Below are 18,266 nucleotides of genomic sequence, written 5' to 3'. Positions count from 1 at the left end.
GGGCGGGCGGCGCCGTCGCGACCCGCCCCGTCGGCGCCTGACGCCTACGCTCACGACCATGGCCCGCAACCGGACGTCTGCGCCGCCGGCCGCGGCCGGTCGGGACGGCCGGCGGGCGCTCGTGCCGGCGCACGCGGCGAGGCTGCTGCGCTACGTCGGCGGCTCCGGGGTCGCGACGCTCTGCAGCGCCGCGGCCTTCGCGCTGCTCTACGGCGTCCTGGGCACCTCGACCACGACGGCGACGCTGCTCGGGTGGTTCGCCGGTGCCGTCCCCAACTACGTGCTCAACCGCTCGTGGGTGTGGCGCGTCCAGGGCCGGCCGAGCCTGCGCCGGGAGGTCGGGCCCTACGTCGCCGTCGTGCTGCTGACGCTGGCGCTCGCGGCCGGGGCGACGCGGCTCACCGAGGTGGGGCTCGAGCGCGCGGGCGCCACCGACGCCGTGGTCTTCACCGGCGTCAACATCGCCTTCCTCGGCGTCTACGCCGTGATGGCGCTCTTCCGCTACGCCGTCCTGCACCAGCTGTTCCGCCGCCTGCCCGGCGGGGCGCGCACCGCCAGCACCGAGCTCGCCGACCGCAGCCACGAGGAGACCCCATGACCGACGCCGCCGGTGGAGCCCCTGCGCAGGACCGGCCGGGCGACGACGGCGCCGGGGCGTTCTCCTCGGCCACGGGCCGCAGCCTGGAGGAGGGCTCCGGCGCGGGGCAGCCGAACTACAAGGCCTACCAGCTCGAGCTGATGCGGCCCCACGTCGGGCGCTCGCTGCTCGAGGTCGGCGCCGGGCTCGGCGAGCTCGCCGAGACCTTCGCCACGGGGATGGACCTCGAGCGCCACGTCGTCACCGACGTCGACCCGGGCGCCGTCGCGGCCATGGCCCGGCGCTTCGCCGACCGCCCCGAGGTGGAGGCGCGCCGCCTCGACCTCGACGGCGAGCTGCCCGACCTCGGCACCCCCGTCGCCACGGTGCTCGCCGCCAACGTGCTCGAGCACATCGAGGACGACGCCGGTGCGCTGCGCCGCCTCGCCCGCCTCGTGGAGCCCGGCGGCACCGTCGTCATGTTCGTGCCGGCCTACATGCAGCTCTACGGCGACTTCGACCGCCGCGTCGGCCACGTGCGCCGCTACACGCCGGCGACCCTGCGCGACGCGTTCGAGCGGGCCGGGCTCGCGCCCCGGGTCGTGAAGCCGGTGAACCTGCTCGGCGGCATCGCCTGGTGGGCGGCCGTGCGCCGAGGCGGCGTCGGGGCGCCGAAGCCCGGGCTCGTGCGGGTCTACGACGGCGTCGTCGTGCCCGTCACCCGCGTGCTGGAGAAGGTCGTCACCCCGCCCTTCGGCCAGTCGGTGCTCGGCGTCGCGCACGTGCCACCGGAGGCCGCCGCGCCCTGACCGTCGGGCGCTGGCGCCGGACGCCGACGCGACATGGCCGCACGCCGCCCCCCACGGGGGCGGGTCAGGCGCCCGGGCGCTCGGACGGGGCGGCGCGCGAGCGCCGCAGCGCGGAGCCGGCGAGGACGGCGGCGACGGGCAGCAGGACGACGGCGGGCAGCTGGTAGCGCCACACGAACTGGGTCGTCAGGTCCGGCAGGACCGAGAGCCCGAAGCCGCAGAGGACCAGCAGCAGCACGAGCGGCCGCGCCGCGCCGGCGCGCGGGTGCACCGCACCGAAGACCCCCACGACCAGGCACAGCAGCACGAGCGGGCCCCACGTGTAGACGACGTCCTCGTAGGCGACCATGACGCGCGCCCACGGCTGGTGCGTCTGCTGCTGGACGCCGCCGTGCTCGGCGAAGCCCGGCTCCGTCCACGGCGTCGGCTCGCGGTCGACGTAGGTCGAGAACTTCCACTTGAACGCGGTGCTGTACTCGAAGCGGTCCACGCGCACCGGGTCGAAGCCGAGCGCGACGTCGCGCAGGACGATGCGCGCGTAGTCGAGCGGCTGCTCGCGGACCGCCTGCCGGGCGACGTCGCGCAGCACGTCCGCGCGGTCCACCCCGGCGGGCACGACGAGGGACTGCGCGCCCACGCCGATCTGGTACCAGCCGTAGTCGGTCGGGTCCCGCCGCTCGCCCACGGGCTCGGGCGGGCAGAGCACCTCCGCGTACGGCGCCAGCTCGAGGCGGTCGCACTCGACGAACGTCGTCGTGCGCATGTACGCCGACAGCCCGCCGATGCCGGAGAGCCCGTAGGTGCCGTGCGTGCCGGAGAACCAGGTGGCGTAGGCGCCGACGGGCACGAGGAACCCGACGACGAGCGCGACGGCGGTGAGGACCCGGCGCCACCGACCCGCGGCCGCCAGGAGGCAGAACAGCGCCCCCGCGAGCACGAGCGGGGTGCCGACCTGGCGCACGGTGACCGAGGCGCCCATGACGAGCCCGGCCGCGAGGGCCAGGCCCGGCGACGGGCGGGCGCGCCAGCCCAGCAGGACGACGGCGAGGACCACCAGGTCGAGGAAGAAGGCGTCGCTCAGCGGCCCGTGCTCGAGGACGAGGAGCATCGCGTCCAGCAGCACCGGCAGGACGGCGACCGCCGCCCACCAGCGCCCGACGTCCCAGCGCCGCAGCAGCGCGTAGAGGCCGGTGGCGGCGGCGAGCCCGAGCACGTGCTGGACGCCGACGAACAGCGCCACGTCGTCGGCGACCCAGGACAGCGGCAGCAGGAGCAGCAGCCCGTAGCCGTCGGGGCGCTCGAGGCTGGGCTGCAGGTCGCCGAGGAAGCGCAGGTAGGACGGGGCGTCGCTGACCATCATCGCCGGCGGGAACGCGGCCGTGACCACCAGCCGCACGAGGGCGCCGAGCCCGAGGGCGACGAGGAACGGGGCGTGGTCGACGAGCCGGGCCCGCCACCGCCCCGCGCCCGGGGGCCTCGGCACGGGGTGCACGGCGCCCCTGGCCGCCGCGGTCGTCGTCACGGCACCAGGGTGCGGCATCGGCGGGCCCGCCCCGCCCTCCGGAGCCCGGGTCGGGTGCCCGACGTCACGGCCGGGCGCCGGCGCAGCGCTCCCACGACGCCGGCTCACCGCCGGCGCAGCGCCGGCGCGACCTCGTCGGCCGGCCGGAGCAGGCCCTCGCGCCACCACGTGCCGAGCACGACGCGCGCGTAGCGCGAGCCGTAGACGAGGTTGCGGCCCTTCTTGCTGGCCCCCGCGGTGCGCACGTGCATCGTCCCCGGCACCTCGCGCACCCGGTAGCCGTGCGAGAGGACGCCGAGCATCAGCTCGGAGGACTGGTACTGCGGCTGGCGCAGCGTGACGACGCCGGTGAGGTCGGCCCGCATGGCCCGCAGCCCGAAGGACGTGTCGGTCACCCAGGTGCCCGACACCGCGCTGACGACCCAGGCGAAGACGTGCACGCCCGTGCGACGCACCCGGTCCCGGGTGTGCTGGCGGCCCAGCCGGCGCGAGCCGGTCACGAAGTCGGCCTCCCCCGCGACGACGGGTCCGAGCACCGCGGGCACGTCCCCGACGTCGTACTGGCCGTCGGCGTCGGTGGTGACGACGTACTGCGCCCCGTGCTCGCGGGCCACGCGGTAGCCGAGCCGCAGCGCCGCGCCCTGCCCGCGGTTGGCCGGGCACGCGACGGCGAGCGCGCGCCCCGAGGCGGCGACGGCCTCCGCCGTGCCGTCGGTGCTGCCGTCGTCGACGACGACGACCGCGGTGCGCAGCCCGCACACCTCGGTCGGCAGGTTCTCCAGCACCGCGCCGATGCCGGGCGCCTCGTCGTAGGCCGCGATGACGATCGCCACGGGCGGCAGCTGCGGGACGCCCGCGCGGGCGTGGAGGTCCGCGACGGCGGCGCGGTCGACGTCGTCGGGCGGCACCGGGCCGGAGCGGCGGCCGCGACGCCCGCGCAGCAGCGCCGTCAGCCCCACCGCGCCCGCGGCCGGCAGGAGCGCCAGGGCCGGCAGCGCGCCCGCCGGCGTCACGCCGAGGAGGCCGACGGCCAGGAGCAGCGGGGAGACGACGAGGACGACGGCCGGCCACCGCAGCCGCGAGGGCCGGGCCCGGCCGAGGCCGAGCACCGCGGCGAGCGCCAGGAGCAGCCCGAACGCGGCGAGCACCGTCTCCGCCGTCACGAGCGGTCCCGTGCCGGGGAGCGCGCCACCCGCCCAGGGCCCGCGCAGGAGCCCGCGCACGTCGGCGACCTCCGGGCCCGCGAGGGGCGCGAGCACGCCGCGCGAGCTCTCCTCGTCACCGCCCGGCAGCGCCTGCAGGACCAGCGAGGCGCCCACCGCCCCGGCCAGCGCCACGACCGAGGCGAGCGCGCCGGCGCGAGCGCGCCACAGCAGGGCGGCGAGGACGACGGCGACGGCGAGCACGAGCGCCGGCTCCAGCACCCCGCGGCCGGCCGCGGCCACCTGCGCGGGGCCCAGCGCCGCGGGCAGCGCGGCGACGGCGGACAGCCACCGCCACCCGCCCCAGCGCTGGACGACGAGCGCCACGAGGAGCGCCGCGAGGAGCCCGAGGGCGTGCGCCACGAGCGGCTGGCTCCCGGTGCTCGAGCCCGGGGCGAGGGCGCGCACGAGGACCCCGACCGCGAGGACGAGCGCCAGGGGCGCCTGCGCGAGCAGGCCGGGACGACGGGCACCGGGGGCGCCCCCGGTGCCCGCGGCCCGCGGCAGCGCCTCAGCGGGAGCTGCCACCGGAGACCCCCGCGCCACCACCGACCGCACCGCTCCCGTCGGGGCGGAAGTCCGGCCACACCGTGGCCATGCCGTCGGCCAGCGCGGTCGTCGGCTCGTAGCCCAGCGACCGGGCCCGGGCGATGTCGACGACGACGGCAGGCATCTCGCCCGGACGCGCGGGCTGGTGCTCGACCGGGATCGGCGCCCCGGTGGCCTCCCGGGCCGCCGCGACCATCTCGTTCACCGTCCAGGAGCGGGCGCCGCCGATGATGACGGGCCCGGAGGGCCAGCCCAGCGCCGCCTGCGCGAGCGCGCGCGCGGCGTCGTGCACGTGCACGAGGTCGCGGCGCTGCTCGCCGTCGCCGTAGACGACGACGCCCCGGCCCTCCGCGGCCGCGCGCATGAGGCGCGGCACGAAGCTGTCCTTGGCGCGCATGCCGGGCCCGTAGACGTTCGTCAGCCGCACGACCGGCGCGCGCAGGCCGAACGCGCCCGCGTACCCCGACAGCAGCATCTCGCCGGCCGCCTTGGTGGCCCCGTACGGCGTGAGCGGGCGCAGGGCGAGGTCCTCGGTGATCACCCCGGCGCCGACGTCGCCGACGACGGCGTTCGTCGAGGCCAGCGCGAGCGCCCCGACGCCGCGGGTGCGGCACAGCTCGAGCAGCCCCGCGGTGGCGACGACGTTGAGCTCGGTCGTCTCCTCCGGCTGCTCGACCGAGCCGAGCACCGAGGTGATCGCCGCGAGGTGGACCACGGCGTCGAGCCCGGGCACCACGGCGCGCTCGCGCACGCTCGCGTCGCGCAGGTCCCCGACGACCGTCGGCACGTCCGGGTGCGGCGACCGGTCCACGGCGCTGACCTCGGCGCCGGCCTCCCGCAGGGCGCGCACCACGTGGCGCCCGACGAAGCCGGCCGCCCCGGTGACCAGGACGCGCGCGCCCGTCGTCCCCGTCACCGGCGTCGGGGACGACGCGCTCACGAGCCGGACAGGCGCAGCGCCGGTGCCTGGTTCGCGGCGCGGCGCCAGTCCACGACGGGCTTCATGGCCTCGAGGTCGACCCGGTCGCGGTGCTCCGCGATGACCTTGAACATCGACGAGAGCAGGGTGTCGGAGAGGCGGTGCGGCTCCAGGCCCAGCGACTCCAGCGCCGTGTGGACGAAGCCGTAGTAGTGGTCCTCGATCTCCACGCGCGGGTTGTCGACGTGGACGACCTCGGCGACGCCGGGGTAGGCCTGGCGCACGGTCTCGGCCATCTCCTGCAGCGAGAACGACTCCGTCGCCTGGTTGAAGACGCGGAACTCGCCGCGGTCGGCGGGGTTCTCGCACGCCAGGCGGATGCACTCGACCGTGTCGCGGATGTCGATGGTGGCGCGCGTCTGCGACCCGCCGCCGTAGACGGTCAGGGGCTGGCCGAGGACCGCCTGGATGGCGAAGCGGTTGATGACGGTGCCGAAGACGGAGTCGTAGTCCAGGCGCGTCGCCAGGCGCGGGTCGAGCGCCGTCTCGTCGGTCTCCTGGCCGTACACGACGCCCTGGTTGAGGTCGGTGACGCGCAGGCCCCAGATGCGGCAGCCGAACTCGAGGTTGTGCGAGTCGTGCACCTTGGACAGGTGGTAGAAGCTCCCCGGCTTCTTGGGGAACATCATCCGGTCGGTGCGGCCCTTGTGGGTGACCTCGAGCCACCCCTCCTCGATCTCGATGTTGGGCTGGCCGTACTCCCCCATCGTCCCGAGCTTGACGACGTGGACGTCGCGGTCCAGCTCGCCGATCGCGTACATGAGGTTGAGCGTGCCCACGACGTTGTTGACCTGCGTGTGGACCGCGTGCTTGCGGTCGATCATCGAGTACGGCGCGGCGCGCTGCTCCGCGAAGTGCACGACGGCGTCGGGGGCGAACTCGCGCAGGGCGGCGTAGAGGGCGTCGGCGTCGCAGAGGTCGGCGGTGTAGGAGGCGATGCTCTTCCCGCTCACCTCGCGCCAGGCCCGCACGCGCGTGGCCATCGACTCGATCGGCACGAGGCTGCCGGCCCCGAGCTCGTGGTCGTACTGGCGCCGCAGCCCGTTGTCGAGAACGCCGACGTCGTGACCGCGGGCCGACAGGTACATGGCGGTGGGCCACCCCAGGTAGCCGTCTCCGCCCAGGACCAGGATGCGCATCGGACTCCCCTTCGCGGGCCCCGCCCGCTGCCAGACCGGGCGACCGCCCGCTTCGGGGCTGACCGTAACCCCCTGGTCCTCCGGAACGGGTCAAGGGGAGGTCACGGCAGGCGCGCCGCACGGCGGGTCCGCGCGGGCGGAAGGCTCCGGGCGGCCGGAGGAGCGTCGGAGCCCGTGCTCAAGGGCCCGTGGGGACCTGCCGATGCTCCTGCGGGGCGCCCCGGCGCCCGGCGGGGACGGGCCCCGCCTGGTGGTCGAGCGGAGTGTGCGCGGATGGGTCGACGGGCGGGCTCGAGCGGGCCGGCGGAGGTCGTCGACGTCGACCGCCGCGACGACGCGGTGCGCACGGCGCTGCTCGCCCTGCTCTACGGCGCCCTCGCCGCGGCGCTGCGGGCCCACCCGTCGCTGCTGGAGATCGCGTGGCCCGCGGGCGGCGTCGCGGCGCTGTGGCTCGCCTCGTCCTGGGGACGGCCCGCCCGGCTCCTGCGCGACGGCGCGCTCGTCGTCGCCGTGACCGTGGTGGCCTACGTCGCGGTCGACGCCTCGGTGGCCCGCGGCGCGGCCGTCGGGGTCTGCGCGCTGATGGCCGCCCTCGTGACCGTCGTCGTCCTGCAGCACCTCAGCGGCGGTCGGCCGCGCCTGCGCCGGCCGGCGGACCTCGCGGCCGCGCTGGGGGCCGCCGTCGTCGGCGGGCTCGTGCCGGCGCTCGTCGGACCGAGCCTGGTGCAGGCCGCGGACGGCGAGGACCTCCCCCTCGTGGTGTGGGGGTGGCTGCTGCGCGCCGCTGTGAGCACCTTCGTCGTCCTGGTCGTCGGCCTGCGCCTGGAGGCGGCGCTGGGCGGCCTGCGCCGCCGCCGCGCGGACGCCGCGGCGCCCGGTCGCCGCGCGGGCAGCAGCCCCGCGGCCGGGGTGCCGTCCGCGGGGGGGCCCGCGAGGCCCGGGCAGCTGCTCGAGGCCGGGGCCGTCGTCGTCCTGCTCCTGGGCGCCTACGCCACCGGCACGTGGCTCCACGACGTCACGCCGCTGGCCCTCATGCTGCTGCCCCTGGCGGTGTGGGCCGCCCTGCGGCTGCCGACCACCTGGACCGCCCTCCTCGTCCTGGCCAACGCGACCGCCGTCGTGCTGCTCACCGACGCCGGGCTCGGCCCGGCGCAGCCGCTGCCCCCCGGCGTCGCCGTGACGGCGGCGCAGGTCCTCGTCGGGGTCGTCAGCGTCGTCGTCATGGTCGTGGCCCTGCACCGCGACGCCGTCGACGAGGCGACCGCCCGCGAGCGCGCGGCGCGCGAGCGCGCGCAGGAGCAGGCGGACCTGCTGGCCGGGGTCCTCGTCAACGCCCACGACGGGGTCGTCGTCGTGGACCCCGCCGGCCGCGTGCTGCTCGACAACGCCGCGGCGCGGGAGCTGCTCGGGCTGCACCCCGACGCCACGCGCCGCGCCCAGGACGGCTCCTTCACCCTGCTGCACGCCGACGGCACCCTCGTCGAGGAGGCGCACATGCCGCTGGTGCGGGCGCTGCTGGGGAAGACCACGACCGGGCAGCACCTGGTCGTGCGCCGCCACGACGGGACCGAGCGCACGGTCGTCGTGAGCGCCCGGCCGCTGCCCGGCACGACGGGCCGCCACGGCGCCGTCGCGACGCTGCACGACGTCACCCGCGAGCGCTACGCCGTCACCGCGCTCGCCGAGAGCGAGCGGCTCTTCCGCCAGGTCCTCGACTCCTCGCCGCTGGGGATGCTCGTGCTGCCGCTGGACCCGGGACCGCGCCGCGTGCTGCGGACGAACCCCGCCCTCGTGCGCCTGCTGGCCCGCACCGACCTGGAGGGCGAGGACGTGTCCGCCGTGACGGACCCGACGGACCTCCCGCTGCTCGCCTCCGCCCTCGACGCGATGGCCGACGGCGTGGAGGTCAGCCGCCTGGAGCTGCGCCTGCTGGGCCCCGGCGGCCGGCGGCTGCGCTGCGCCTGCGCGGCGTCGGTGGTGCAGCGGGGCGACGGCCGGCGGGAGGCCGTCCTCCTCGTCGAGGACGTCACCGCCCGCCACGAGGCGGAGCGGGCGCTGAGCCACCAGGCCCGGCACGACGCGCTCACGGGCCTGCCCAACCGGGTCGTGCTCGGCGAGCGGCTCTCGGCCCTGGTGGGCGGCGGCGTCCGCGCCGAAGCCCGCGTCGGGGTCCTCTACCTGGACCTGGACGGCTTCAAGGACGTCAACGACGCCGAGGGGCACGCCGTCGGCGACGCGGTGCTGGGCGAGGTGGCGCGCCGCCTGAGCGCCGCCGTCCGGCCCGGCGACACCGTCGCGCGCCTCGGCGGCGACGAGTTCGTCGTCGTGTGCCCCGACCTCTCCGGCGAGCACGACCTGGGCCTCGTGGCGCAGCGCGTCGTCGACGCGCTCGGCCGGCCCTTCGACCCGCCCGCGCGCCACCACCGGATCACCGCCAGCGCCGGGGCCGCGCTGGCCGGGCACGGCGACGACGCCACGACGCTGCTCGAGCGCGCCGACAGCGCCATGTACGAGGCCAAGCGCGCCGGCGGCGACCGCTGGTCGAGCGCCGCCCCGGCCCCCCGACGGGTGGACCAGCGCGGTGGCGAGGGCGACGCGCGCGCCCTCGCCCCTGCGCCGGCGACGCCGCTGCTCACGCCGGAGGAGCCCCCGACGTCCCCGTCGTGAGCCGGCTGCCCGTGCCGGAGGGCTCGGGGCCGGCTCGGGGCCCCGGTGGCCGCCCTGGCTCACGACCGGGGGGTGCCGCCCTCGCTCACGGCGCGGCGGCGGGGGACGTCGCGGCCGCCGAGGACGCGGACGACGCCGGGTCGTCGGCCGGGGACGTCGTCGTGCCGCCGGTGGCCCACGGCGGCTCGGCCGCGCCGCGCATGCTCGCGGCGAAGGGGGACGCGGCGTCCACCTCGCCGCGCGCCACGGTGCGCCCCGTCGCGGCCGAGGCGTACAGGGCCGCGACCAGCTCGAGGGTGCTGCGCGCCTCCGCGGTGGGCACGGGCAGGGGCCGGCCCTCGAGCAGCGCCCGGCGCACCTCGCGGTACTGCGCGACGTGGCCCGAGGGCCCGCCGCCGGCGGTGCCCGCCCACAGCGGCTCGAGCTCGTCGGCGCAGCCCGGGGCGGGCGTCAGCACCCAGCTGTCGTCGTCGTAGCCGTAGAGGTGCTCGAGCTCGACGGTGGCGCGCTCGCAGTCCAGGCGGATGCGGCTCGTCTCCCGCGGGGAGAGCACCGAGCTCACGACGACGGCGAGGCCGCCGTCCTCCAGCTCCACGGTGGCCGTCGAGACGTCCTCGGTCTCCGTGGGCCGCGCGCGGCGCGCCGCCCGCGCGGTCACCGAGCGCCACGGGCCCGCGAGGGAGAGCAGGAGGTCGATCTGGTGGATGCCGTGGCCCATCGTCGGGCCGCCGCCCTCGGTCTCCCAGCTTCCGCGCCACGGCACGTCGAAGTAGGCGTCCGGGCGGTACCAGAGCGTCTCGCAGAGGGCGACGTCCACGCGGCCGAGGCTGCCGGTGCGCACCAGCTCGCGGACGCCGACGGCCCGGCCGCCGAAGCGGTGCTGGGCGACGGTGCCGCACGTCCCGGCGCTGCTCGCCTCGGCGGCGACGACGCGGTCGAGCTCGGCCAGGGAGAGCGCCACGGGCTTCTCGACGACGACCGGCACGTCGCGCTCCAGGCAGGCGATCGCCTGCTCGGCGTGCAGCCACGGCGGCGAGCACAGGGCGACGACGTCGACGCCGCCGCGGTCCAGCAGCTCCTCCAGCGAGGCCGCCGCCACCGGAGCGCCCCAGCGCGCCGCGAAGGCCTCGCGGCGGCCCGGGTCCGGGTCGGCGCAGCCGACGAGCTCGAGGTCGTCGAGCTCGGTGACGGCCTCGGCGTGGAGCGCGGACACGCCCCCGGTGCCGACCACCGCCACGCGGGTGGGGGGCGCCGGTCGTCCGTGCGCCTGCGCCGTCGTGCTGGCTGCCATGCCGTGCCTCCGCGTCGTCGTCGTCGCTGCGCGCCGTCCGCCCGGAACCCGGAAAGCGGTTGCCGAAGTCTAGCCGCGTCACCACCCGGCGCGAGAGGACGCGCACCCCGGGCCCGAGGTGGCCCCGAGCGCGACCGCGGTCGGCACCGCGCTGCTCCTCGCCGCGACGAGATGCGACCAGAATCCCCTTCACCCCGTTGACACCTTTCCTCACCCGACGGTAGGACCAGCGCACCCCGCTGCCCGTCCCGGCGGACGTCGTCACCCCCTCGAGGAGCCCCTGTGCGCTGTCGCACCCGATCCACGGTCGCCGTCGGCCTGGTCACCACCGCTCTGCTCGCCTCCGGGACGCTGGTCGGCAGCGCCGCCCCGCCCGGCGGCCCCGCCGACCAGCCGCCGGCCTGGTCCACCGCTCTCGACCGCGCCCAGGCGGGCGACGAGGCCTTCGTCGCCGCGACCTCGCAGTGCTCCGAGACGCCGCGCGAGCTGCCCGTCCACGAGTTCACCGACCACCGCGAGCTCGGGGTCGAGCTGGACCGCATCGAGCGCGTCAGCGACGGCGCCGTCGACGTCGAGCAGGTCGGCCGCAGCAACCGCGGCCGCGAGATCTGGTCGGCCCGGGTCGGCACCGGCGACACCGTCGTCCTGCTGACCTCGGAGATCCACGGCAACGAGAAGGTGGGCACCGACGCGCTCGTCGACCTCCTGGAGTGGGTCGGCACGAGCGGCTCGCGCAAGGCGCGCCAGTGGCGCGAGGAGCTGACGATCGTCGCGATCCCCAAGATGAACCCGGACGGCGCGGAGCTGGACCGGCGCGGCAACGACCAGACGTGGGCCGAGGTCACCGCCCGCCACCCCCAGCTGCGGGGCAGCGAGCCGTCCTGGAACTACTACGCGCGCTCGCTGCAGGGAGACGACTACACGCAGCGGCCCGGCTTCGACACCAACCGCGACTACCACCCCGACCTCTCCTACGTGCCGCAGCCGGAGGACCTCCCGGGCAGCTCGGCGGGCACCGGCTGGTACCTGACGCCGGAGGCCTCGACGGTCCGCGACGTCTACCGCGGCCTGCAGGCGGAGTTCGGCGAGGTGGACACCTACGTCGACCTCCACCACCAGGGCGCCTGCTACGTCATGCCCGACGACCCCGACGAGTTCGTGACCCTGTCGATCTCCGGCCAGTTCGTCGCCGACCCGGCGACCAAGCCCGGGTACGAGCAGTACGCCGACGACTACGACCTCGACTACTCCAAGCAGCTCAACGTGGCCGTCGACCGCGCCCTGCAGGCCGCGGCGCTGCGCCGGCCGCTGTTCGGCAACGTCACCCTCTACCCGCAGGGGATCGACCTGCCCGGCACCGGGCTCGGGTCCTTCGCGCTCAACGGCAGCGGCACGGTCCTGTTCGAGGTCCGCGGGCAGACCCAGACGCTCGGGCAGCAGCAGCGCGCCGCGCTGACCCGCTCGGTCTTCATCGGCCTCGACGGCATGCTCACCGCCGTCGCCAGCGGCGCCGTCGAGCAGATCGACCCCGCCGAGTACGACCGCATCCCCCCGCGCGGCCCGAACGTCGGGGTCGGCGAGGAGGAGGACGCCCGGGTGCTGCGCCAGGCGGGCGTGCCGCTGGACTGAGCCGGGACGCCTCCCGGCGCCGCGGGGCCCGCTCCCTCCCCACCCGGGGGCGGCGGGCCCCGTCGGCACGTCATCACCTCACGGGCAGGAGCCCCCGCCGTGGTCGGCGACGCGGCGCTGGAGCCTGCGCACCGTCGAGCCGGTGACCGAGGTGCGGGTGGGCGCGGCGCACGTGCCGGCCGGGCAGATCACCACGGTGGGCCGACGCACGGCCCGGGTCCGCACCCGCGGTCCGCCGCAGACGGGTGCCGGACGCCGCGCGAGCACCACCGGCCCGCCGCGACCCCTGCAGCCGTCCCCGTAGGGTCGGGCGATGGTTCCCGACGTCCCCGTGCTGATCGTCGCCGCGCTCGTGTACCTCGCGCTGATCGCCCTCGGCCTCTTCGTGTCGTACTGGGTGGTGCGCCTGGCCGTCCAGCACGGCTCGCTCGACGCGCGCCGGCGCTGGCGCGACCAGGAGGAGCGGGTGCAGCACCAGCTGAGCTCGGAGGGCTACCCCGAGGGGTAGCCCTCCGAGGGCTCAGGCCTCCGAGGGCTCAGGCCTCCGAGGGCTCAGGCCTCCGAGCCGAGCGCCTTGATGTGCTCGGGCAGGCGCGCGTTGTCGCCGTACATGAAGTGGTTGGACATGTTCTCGGAGAACCGGCTCGCCTCGGTGGTGAGGCCGACCGCCTCGGCCACCTGCCGGATGTGCATCGGCGAGGCGCCGCAGCAGACCCCGAGGTAGCTCACCCCGAGCTCGTGGGCGTCCACGGCGAACTTCCCGATCTCGTACCGGTTGGTGTACAGCGGGTCCAGCGCCGTCGGGAAGGTGCGGCCGTGAGGGGACGGGACGGTGACGCCCCGGTCGTCGGTGAGGTTGAAGAACGTCGGCTCCGCGTCCGTGGTCCGGTACGGCACGGGGAGCGCGGCGACGTGGCAGCTCACCGCCGCACGGATCTCCCGCAGCCACGGCATCATCGTCTCCGGGCCGCGGAAGCAGTTCATCCCGACCACGTCGGCGCCGCCCTGCTCGAGGCGCTGGCAGACCTCGACGATGCCGACCTCGTCCATCATGGCGTTCTGGGCCATCGGCGCGACGGTGAGGACGACCGGGAGGCCGCTCGACCGGGCGACCTCCAGCGCGGTCAGCGCCTCGCCGGCGTAGTAGAAGGTCTCGCCGACGATGATGTCGGCGCCCTCCTCGACCGCCCAGCCGACCATCTCCTCGAACATGCCGCGGACCTCGGCCTGCGTGGAGGCGTCGGCGGGGTCCCACATGTTGGTGTTCGAGATGTTGCCGGCCACCAGGTCACCGGGCCGTGCGTCGGCGACCTCGCGGGCGATGCGCAGGGCGGCGCGGTTGAGCGGCTCGAGCAGCTCCTCCTTGCCGATGACCCGCATCTTCTCGCGGTGGCCGTTGTAGGTGAAGGCCTCGACGACGTCCGAGCCCGCCCGCTGGAAGTCGCGGTGCAGGGCCCTCAGCGCGTCGGGGTCCTCCAGGGCGACCTCGGGCACGAACTCGCCCGCGGTCAGGTAGCCGCGGCGCTCGAGCTCGAACAGGAAGCCCTCGGCGCAGATCAGCGGCCCGGCGTCGAGGCGCTCGGTCAGGGTCCCGGTGGACGGGGTGCGGTCGGTGCTGCTGGCCATGCCGGGTCATCTCCTCGTGGACGGTGCGGGACGCGCCGGCGGTGCGACGGACGGCGCCGACCACGACGGCCGCCGGCCGTGGAGGTCGGTCGCGCCGGGGCGCCGGGGCGGGCGCCGGGCGGAGGTCGCCCGGCGCAGTGGGGTGTCGGGGCTCGTGGGCGCGGCGCAGGTGCCCGCCGCCCCTCGCGCGGCTGACGTGTCGGGCCCGGTGCTCATGACGGCTCTCGCTCCTGCTCGCCGCTGGGGGAGATCCACCGGATCCTCACCGGGTCCCTCCGTGACCACCGCTCTCGCAGAGGGCTGGCCATCCGCGCCGGGACGTTACCGCACAGGTCGGGACGACTCGAGGAGACCGCTCGAGGAGGTCCCGGGCGGGTGGCGCGGGCCCGCGAGCGCCGGCCCGCGGGCTCAGGACGGCGGGCCGGCGTCGTCCCTGCGGGCGAGGACGAGGAGCGTCAGGTCGTCCGAGCCGCGGCCGGCGGTGTGGCGCTCGACCGCGGAGGTGACGGCGTCGGCGGTGCGCTCCGACGCCTCGGCGCCCCTGCGGTCGGCGGCGGGCAGGGCCGCCAGGGCGGCGAGCAGGCCGTCCTCCCCGAGCATGCGGCGGCCGGGGTCCATCGCCTCGGTGACGCCGTCGGTGTAGAGCACCAGCTGGTCGCCGGGCCGCAGGGTGACGGGCTCCTCGTGCACGGTGACGTCGGGCAGGACGCCGAGCAGCGAGCCGTGGCGCCCGACGAGCCGCGGGGGCCCGTCCGCGGGCAGCAGCACGGGCCGGGGGTGGCCGGCGAGCGCGACGACCGCCGCGTCGCACGAGCCGTCCGTCGCCGCGCCGTCGCCCCCGGTCCCGCCCTCGGGCGCCGGCAGCGCGACCAGGGCGAGGGTCGCGAAGCGGCCGTCCATCGCGTCGTGGACGACGCCGCCCACCTCGCGCAGCAGCGCGGCGGGGTCGGCCTGCCCGGCCGCCGCCCCGCGCAGCGTCCAGCGCAGCACCCCGGTCGTGGCGGCGGCCCGGGGTCCTCGGCCCGAGATGTCGCCGATGAAGGCGTACCACCCGCCGCCGGGACGCCGCAGGACGTCGTAGACGTCGCCGCTGACCTCCCCGCGGGACCCGTCGGGGCGGGTGGCCGGTGCGTACCGCACCGCCGTCCGGTACCCCTCGAGCGCCGGCAGGGAGCGGGGCACGAGGGTCCGCTGCAGCTGGTCGGCGATCTCCTCCTGCTCGGCGCGCAGCACGTCGCGCGAGCGCTCCGCCTCGACCCGCGCCGTGACGTCGCGCTGGACGGCCACGTAGTGGGTGACGCGCCCGCCGGAGTCGCGCAGCGGGGACAGCGACAGCTCGTTGGAGAAGACCCGCCCGTCCGCGCGGCGGTTCGGCAGCGTGACCACACCGGCCCCGCCGTCGGACAGGAGTGCGCGGATGCGGGCCGGGGCGTCACCGACGTCGAGCCCGTCCTGCAGGAAGCGGCAGTTGCGACCCAGCGCGTCCGCCGCGGCGTAGCCGGTGGTGCGCGTGAAGGCGGGGTTGACGTAGACGAGCGGCTCGTCCGGCTCGGTGACGTCGGCGACGCACACGGCCTGGTCGACCGCCTCGAGGGCGGCCAGGAGGAGCCCCTGCCCCCCGGGCGGGCCCACGACGGCCGTCGAGGAGGCGCCGGCGGAGGAGCTCTGGGGCACGGCGCTGACCTCCGGTGTCGAGCGGCGACGGCGCCACCGCACCCGCCCGACCGGCCGGGGCGCACGACGCTACCCCGAGAGGACGACGTCGGCCGGGGCGCCGGGCCCGCGGCCGGGTGCGCTGCCATCATCAGGGCCATGGCCCAGACCACGCAGATCGTGCTGACCGACGACCTCGACGGCTCGGAGGCGACCCGGACCGTCACCTTCGCCTTCGAGGGCGCCAGCTACGAGATCGACCTGAACGACGAGCACGCCGCCGCGATCGAGGAGTCCTTCGCCGAGTGGATCGCCGCGGCGCGGAGGTCCGGCGGCCGGTCCACCGGCTCCACCGGCCGCTCGAGCACCGGCCGGGCCGCCGCCGGGCCGAAGCGGACCGACCTCGACGACGTCCGCGCCTGGGCGCGGGAGAACGGGCACCCCGTCGCCGACCGCGGCCGGGTGAAGCAGTCCGTCCTCGACGCCTACGACGCCGCGCGCTGACCGCCCGCGGGGCGCGCCAGGCGGCGCCCCGCGGACGGGCCCGGAGACGACGACAGCCCCGGACCGGGGAGGTCCGGGGCTGCTGACTCGCGGTGCGCGAGGGGGGACTTGAACCCCCACGCCCTTTCGGGCACACGGACCTGAACCGTGCGCGTCTGCCATTCCGCCACTCGCGCGAGCGGTGTGAACGCTAGCACGGGGCGGGGGTCGCCCCTCCCGCCCTCGGAGGGCCCGCCCGCGGTGCCCGTCGCCCAGCCGGCCGGCCGGGCGACGACCGGGACGACGACTGCGGTGGGGGCGCCGGCTGCTGGAGGCGCTGCCGCTGCGGGGGGACGAGCGCGTCCTCGACGTCGGAGCCGGCACCGGGCGCGACACGGAGGCCCTGCTCGGCAGGCTGCCCCGCGGGCACGTGGTCGTCGTGGACGGGTCGGCCGCGAGCGCCTGACCGTGCTGGCGGCGGACCTGCGCGAGCCGCTGGTGGTCGCGGAGCCCGTCGACGCGGTCTCCCCCGTGGCGACGCTGCACCGGCTGCCCGACCCCGCGGCCGTCTTCGGCTCCCTGGCGGCGGTCCTGCGCCCCGCTGGAGGCCTCTGACCACGTGCGGCTCGCCGTCGAGGCGCTGGGCCACCTCGGGGCCGACGTGCAGGGCGGTGAGCGCCGCCGCGCAGGAGCGCTCCGGCGGGACCAGGCGCAGGCGGGCGGTCCCGAGCGGGTGCGGAGCGGCGTCGGTCACGGGGTCGCACCGCCCGCGGCGGACGGGTGCCCGCGCCGCGTCGTCGGACGGTCGCGCCGGGCGCCGTCGCTAGGGTGGCGACGACCGTCCCGGGCCGCCGGGTCGTCCGGGAGCCGTGGAGGGAGGGGCGCCGTGGGAGTCCTCGACCGCTTCGAGAAGCGCATCGAGCGCGCCGTCAGCGGCGTCTTCGCCCGGGCCTTCAAGAGCGAGGTGCAGCCCGTCGAGCTCGCCAGCGCCCTGCGCCGCGAGACCGACACCTCCGCCCAGGTGCTCAGCCGCGAGCGCACCCTCGTGCCCAACGCCTTCACCATCGCGCTCGGGCCCGGCGACCACGAGCGCATCGCCACGTGGGACGACGCCCTCGGCGAGGAGCTCTCCGACGCCGTCACCGAGCACGCGCGCACCCAGCACTACTCCTTCCTCGGGCCCGTCTCGGTGGCCTTCGAGCGCGACGAGGAGCTGGACACGGGCGTCTTCCGGGTCCGCAGCGCCCGCGTGAAGGGGTCGATCGCCCCGGCCACGGCGGCGGCGGCCACGCCCGCGCACCCCGTCGTCGACGTCGACGGCACCCGCTACCAGCTCACCGGGCGCACCACGGTCATCGGGCGCGGCAGCGAGTCCGACGTCGTCGTCGACGACCCGGGCGTCTCGCGCCGGCACGTCGAGATCCGCGTCGAGGGGGGGCGCGCCAGCGTCCGCGACCTCGGCTCGACGAACGGCACGTACGTGGACGGACGGCGCACCGACGGCGGGCCGCTCGTCGACGGCGCCGTCGTCAGCATCGGGCGCACCCGCATCACCTTCTCGAGCCGGGACCACGACCGCCGCGGCCGCCCCGACACGGGCCACCTCGACGAGCTCGGCGGAGCCGCCCGGTGAGCGAGCTGACGTACACCGTCCTGCGCCTGGGCCTGCTGGTGCTCCTGTGGGTGCTGGTGCTCAGCGTCGTCGGCGTCCTGCGCCGCGACGTGTTCGGCACGCGCGTCGTCTCCCGCCCCTCCGGCGACCGGGCGCAGGGCCAGGAGCGCAGGAGGCCCGGGAGCGACCGCCGCGCGTCGCCGCCGCCCCCGCCGCCGCCCCCGGAGGACCGCACGGTGCCCCGCCAGGTCGTCGTCGTGGAGGGGCCCCTGCGCGGCACCAGCCTGGCGCTCGGCGGCGGACCCGTCCTCGTGGGCCGCTCGCCCGAGTGCGCCCTCGTGCTCGACGACGACTACGCCTCGGGCCGGCACGCCCGTCTCTTCCCGCGCGACGGGCGCTGGTGGGTCGAGGACCTGGGCTCCACCAACGGCACGCTGCTGGGCCGCGACCCGCTCGGCGCCCCCGCGCCGCTGCCGGCCGGGTCCCAGCTGCGCATCGGCCGCACCGTCCTCGAGCTGCGGCGGTAGG

16 protein-coding genes and 1 tRNA gene are annotated in these 18,266 nt (G+C 77.0%); 9 read left to right on the top strand and 8 right to left on the bottom strand.

Annotated features, from left to right (window positions below; translation table 11 throughout):
- Positions 1–58: 58 nt before the first annotated feature.
- Positions 59–598, top strand: a complete 540-nt coding sequence (locus Q0848_RS09395) for a GtrA family protein (protein ID WP_299036874.1) — start codon at positions 59–61, stop codon at positions 596–598.
- Positions 595–1,386, top strand: a complete 792-nt coding sequence (locus tag Q0848_RS09390) for a bifunctional 2-polyprenyl-6-hydroxyphenol methylase/3-demethylubiquinol 3-O-methyltransferase UbiG (RefSeq protein ID WP_299036872.1) — start codon at positions 595–597, stop codon at positions 1,384–1,386. The genes Q0848_RS09395 and Q0848_RS09390 overlap by 4 nt, the downstream gene beginning before the upstream one ends.
- 64 nt (positions 1,387–1,450) lie before the next feature.
- On the opposite strand, the gene Q0848_RS09385 is transcribed toward Q0848_RS09390, so the two are convergent.
- The 4 genes from Q0848_RS09385 to Q0848_RS09370 all read right to left on the bottom strand — a co-directional run bounded on the left by Q0848_RS09385 (position 1,451) and on the right by Q0848_RS09370 (position 6,777).
- Positions 1,451–2,908 carry a hypothetical protein gene (locus Q0848_RS09385; RefSeq protein ID WP_299036870.1) on the bottom strand — a complete coding sequence of 486 codons (1,458 nt, stop codon included), beginning with the start codon at positions 2,906–2,908 and terminating at the stop codon, positions 1,451–1,453.
- Positions 2,909–3,012: 104 nt separating this feature from the next.
- A complete protein-coding gene (locus Q0848_RS09380) occupies positions 3,013–4,638 on the bottom strand; it encodes a glycosyltransferase family 2 protein (protein WP_299036868.1) in 1,626 nt (541 codons plus the stop codon).
- Positions 4,622–5,599 (bottom strand): NAD(P)-dependent oxidoreductase, encoded by a 978-nt coding sequence (locus Q0848_RS09375; RefSeq protein WP_299036866.1) that lies wholly within the window; start codon positions 5,597–5,599, stop codon positions 4,622–4,624. Before Q0848_RS09375 ends, Q0848_RS09380 begins: the two co-directional genes overlap by 17 nt.
- On the bottom strand, positions 5,596–6,777 hold the full coding sequence (locus Q0848_RS09370; protein ID WP_299036864.1) for an NAD-dependent epimerase/dehydratase family protein: 1,182 nt from the start codon (positions 6,775–6,777) through the stop codon (positions 5,596–5,598). The genes Q0848_RS09375 and Q0848_RS09370 overlap by 4 nt, the downstream gene beginning before the upstream one ends.
- 273 nt (positions 6,778–7,050) lie before the next feature.
- Between Q0848_RS09370 and Q0848_RS09365 the strand changes: the two genes are divergently transcribed.
- Positions 7,051–9,444, top strand: a complete 2,394-nt coding sequence (locus Q0848_RS09365; protein ID WP_299036862.1) for a sensor domain-containing diguanylate cyclase — start codon at positions 7,051–7,053, stop codon at positions 9,442–9,444.
- 85 nt (positions 9,445–9,529) lie between these two features.
- On the opposite strand, the gene Q0848_RS09360 is transcribed toward Q0848_RS09365, so the two are convergent.
- Positions 9,530–10,735, bottom strand: coding sequence for a Gfo/Idh/MocA family protein (locus tag Q0848_RS09360; protein WP_299036860.1), 1,206 nt, complete (start codon positions 10,733–10,735; stop codon positions 9,530–9,532).
- A gap of 351 nt (positions 10,736–11,086) precedes the next feature.
- Between Q0848_RS09360 and Q0848_RS09355 the strand changes: the two genes are divergently transcribed.
- Together Q0848_RS09355 and Q0848_RS09350 are read left to right on the top strand one after the other, a co-directional pair.
- On the top strand, positions 11,087–12,364 hold the full coding sequence (locus Q0848_RS09355; RefSeq protein WP_366146517.1) for a M14 family zinc carboxypeptidase: 1,278 nt from the start codon (positions 11,087–11,089) through the stop codon (positions 12,362–12,364).
- 313 nt (positions 12,365–12,677) lie between these two features.
- Entirely contained in the window at positions 12,678–12,872 is a 195-nt protein-coding gene (locus Q0848_RS09350) for a hypothetical protein (RefSeq protein ID WP_299036856.1), read from the top strand.
- Positions 12,873–12,916: 44 nt separating this feature from the next.
- Here Q0848_RS09350 and Q0848_RS09345 read toward each other — a convergent pair whose 3' ends face one another.
- The gene (locus Q0848_RS09345) at positions 12,917–13,990 is read right to left on the bottom strand and encodes a homocysteine S-methyltransferase family protein (RefSeq protein ID WP_299036855.1); all 1,074 of its coding nucleotides are present in this window, start codon (positions 13,988–13,990) and stop codon (positions 12,917–12,919) included.
- 408 nt (positions 13,991–14,398) lie between these two features.
- Positions 14,399–15,664: a PP2C family protein-serine/threonine phosphatase gene (locus Q0848_RS09340; RefSeq protein WP_299036853.1), complete on the bottom strand. Its 1,266-nt coding sequence runs from the start codon at positions 15,662–15,664 to the stop codon at positions 14,399–14,401.
- A 138-nt stretch (positions 15,665–15,802) separates the two neighbouring features.
- Here Q0848_RS09340 and Q0848_RS09335 point away from each other — a divergent pair, with 138 nt between their 5' ends.
- Positions 15,803–16,147: an Lsr2 family protein gene (locus Q0848_RS09335; protein ID WP_299036851.1), complete on the top strand. Its 345-nt coding sequence runs from the start codon at positions 15,803–15,805 to the stop codon at positions 16,145–16,147.
- A 93-nt stretch (positions 16,148–16,240) separates the two neighbouring features.
- Here Q0848_RS09335 and Q0848_RS09330 read toward each other — a convergent pair.
- Positions 16,241–16,323 (bottom strand) — tRNA-Leu (locus Q0848_RS09330).
- A gap of 271 nt (positions 16,324–16,594) precedes the next feature.
- Here Q0848_RS09330 and Q0848_RS09325 point away from each other — a divergent pair.
- The 3 genes from Q0848_RS09325 to Q0848_RS09315 all read left to right on the top strand — a co-directional run bounded on the left by Q0848_RS09325 (position 16,595) and on the right by Q0848_RS09315 (position 18,265).
- Entirely contained in the window at positions 16,595–16,741 is a 147-nt protein-coding gene (locus Q0848_RS09325) for a hypothetical protein (RefSeq protein WP_299036850.1), read from the top strand.
- A 271-nt stretch (positions 16,742–17,012) separates the two neighbouring features.
- Entirely contained in the window at positions 17,013–17,759 is a 747-nt protein-coding gene (locus Q0848_RS09320) for a DUF3662 and FHA domain-containing protein (protein ID WP_299036848.1), read from the top strand.
- Positions 17,756–18,265 carry an FHA domain-containing protein gene (locus Q0848_RS09315; protein ID WP_299036846.1) on the top strand — a complete coding sequence of 170 codons (510 nt, stop codon included), beginning with the start codon at positions 17,756–17,758 and terminating at the stop codon, positions 18,263–18,265. The genes Q0848_RS09320 and Q0848_RS09315 overlap by 4 nt, the downstream gene beginning before the upstream one ends.
- Position 18,266 lies beyond the last annotated feature (1 nt).

It is taken from the genome of uncultured Pseudokineococcus sp. (assembly GCF_947495735.1).
Classification (GTDB): domain Bacteria; phylum Actinomycetota; class Actinomycetes; order Actinomycetales; family Quadrisphaeraceae; genus Pseudokineococcus.
Note: the sequence above shows the minus strand (reverse complement) of the source record. Positions and strands in the feature narration are given on the sequence as shown.

Excerpts from the sequence above, each read along its gene's own strand:
- Q0848_RS09395 (WP_299036874.1), top strand. The coding sequence starts at position 59 with ATGGCCCGCAACCGGACGTCTGCGCCGCCGGCCGCGGCCGGTCGGGAC.
- Q0848_RS09390 (WP_299036872.1), top strand. The coding sequence starts at position 595 with ATGACCGACGCCGCCGGTGGAGCCCCTGCGCAGGACCGGCCGGGCGAC.
- Q0848_RS09370 (WP_299036864.1), bottom strand. The coding sequence starts at position 6,777 with ATGCGCATCCTGGTCCTGGGCGGAGACGGCTACCTGGGGTGGCCCACC.
- Q0848_RS09365 (WP_299036862.1), top strand. The coding sequence starts at position 7,051 with ATGGGTCGACGGGCGGGCTCGAGCGGGCCGGCGGAGGTCGTCGACGTC.
- Q0848_RS09360 (WP_299036860.1), bottom strand. The coding sequence starts at position 10,735 with ATGGCAGCCAGCACGACGGCGCAGGCGCACGGACGACCGGCGCCCCCC.
- Q0848_RS09350 (WP_299036856.1), top strand. The coding sequence starts at position 12,678 with ATGGTTCCCGACGTCCCCGTGCTGATCGTCGCCGCGCTCGTGTACCTC.
- Q0848_RS09345 (WP_299036855.1), bottom strand. The coding sequence starts at position 13,990 with ATGGCCAGCAGCACCGACCGCACCCCGTCCACCGGGACCCTGACCGAG.
- Q0848_RS09335 (WP_299036851.1), top strand. The coding sequence starts at position 15,803 with ATGGCCCAGACCACGCAGATCGTGCTGACCGACGACCTCGACGGCTCG.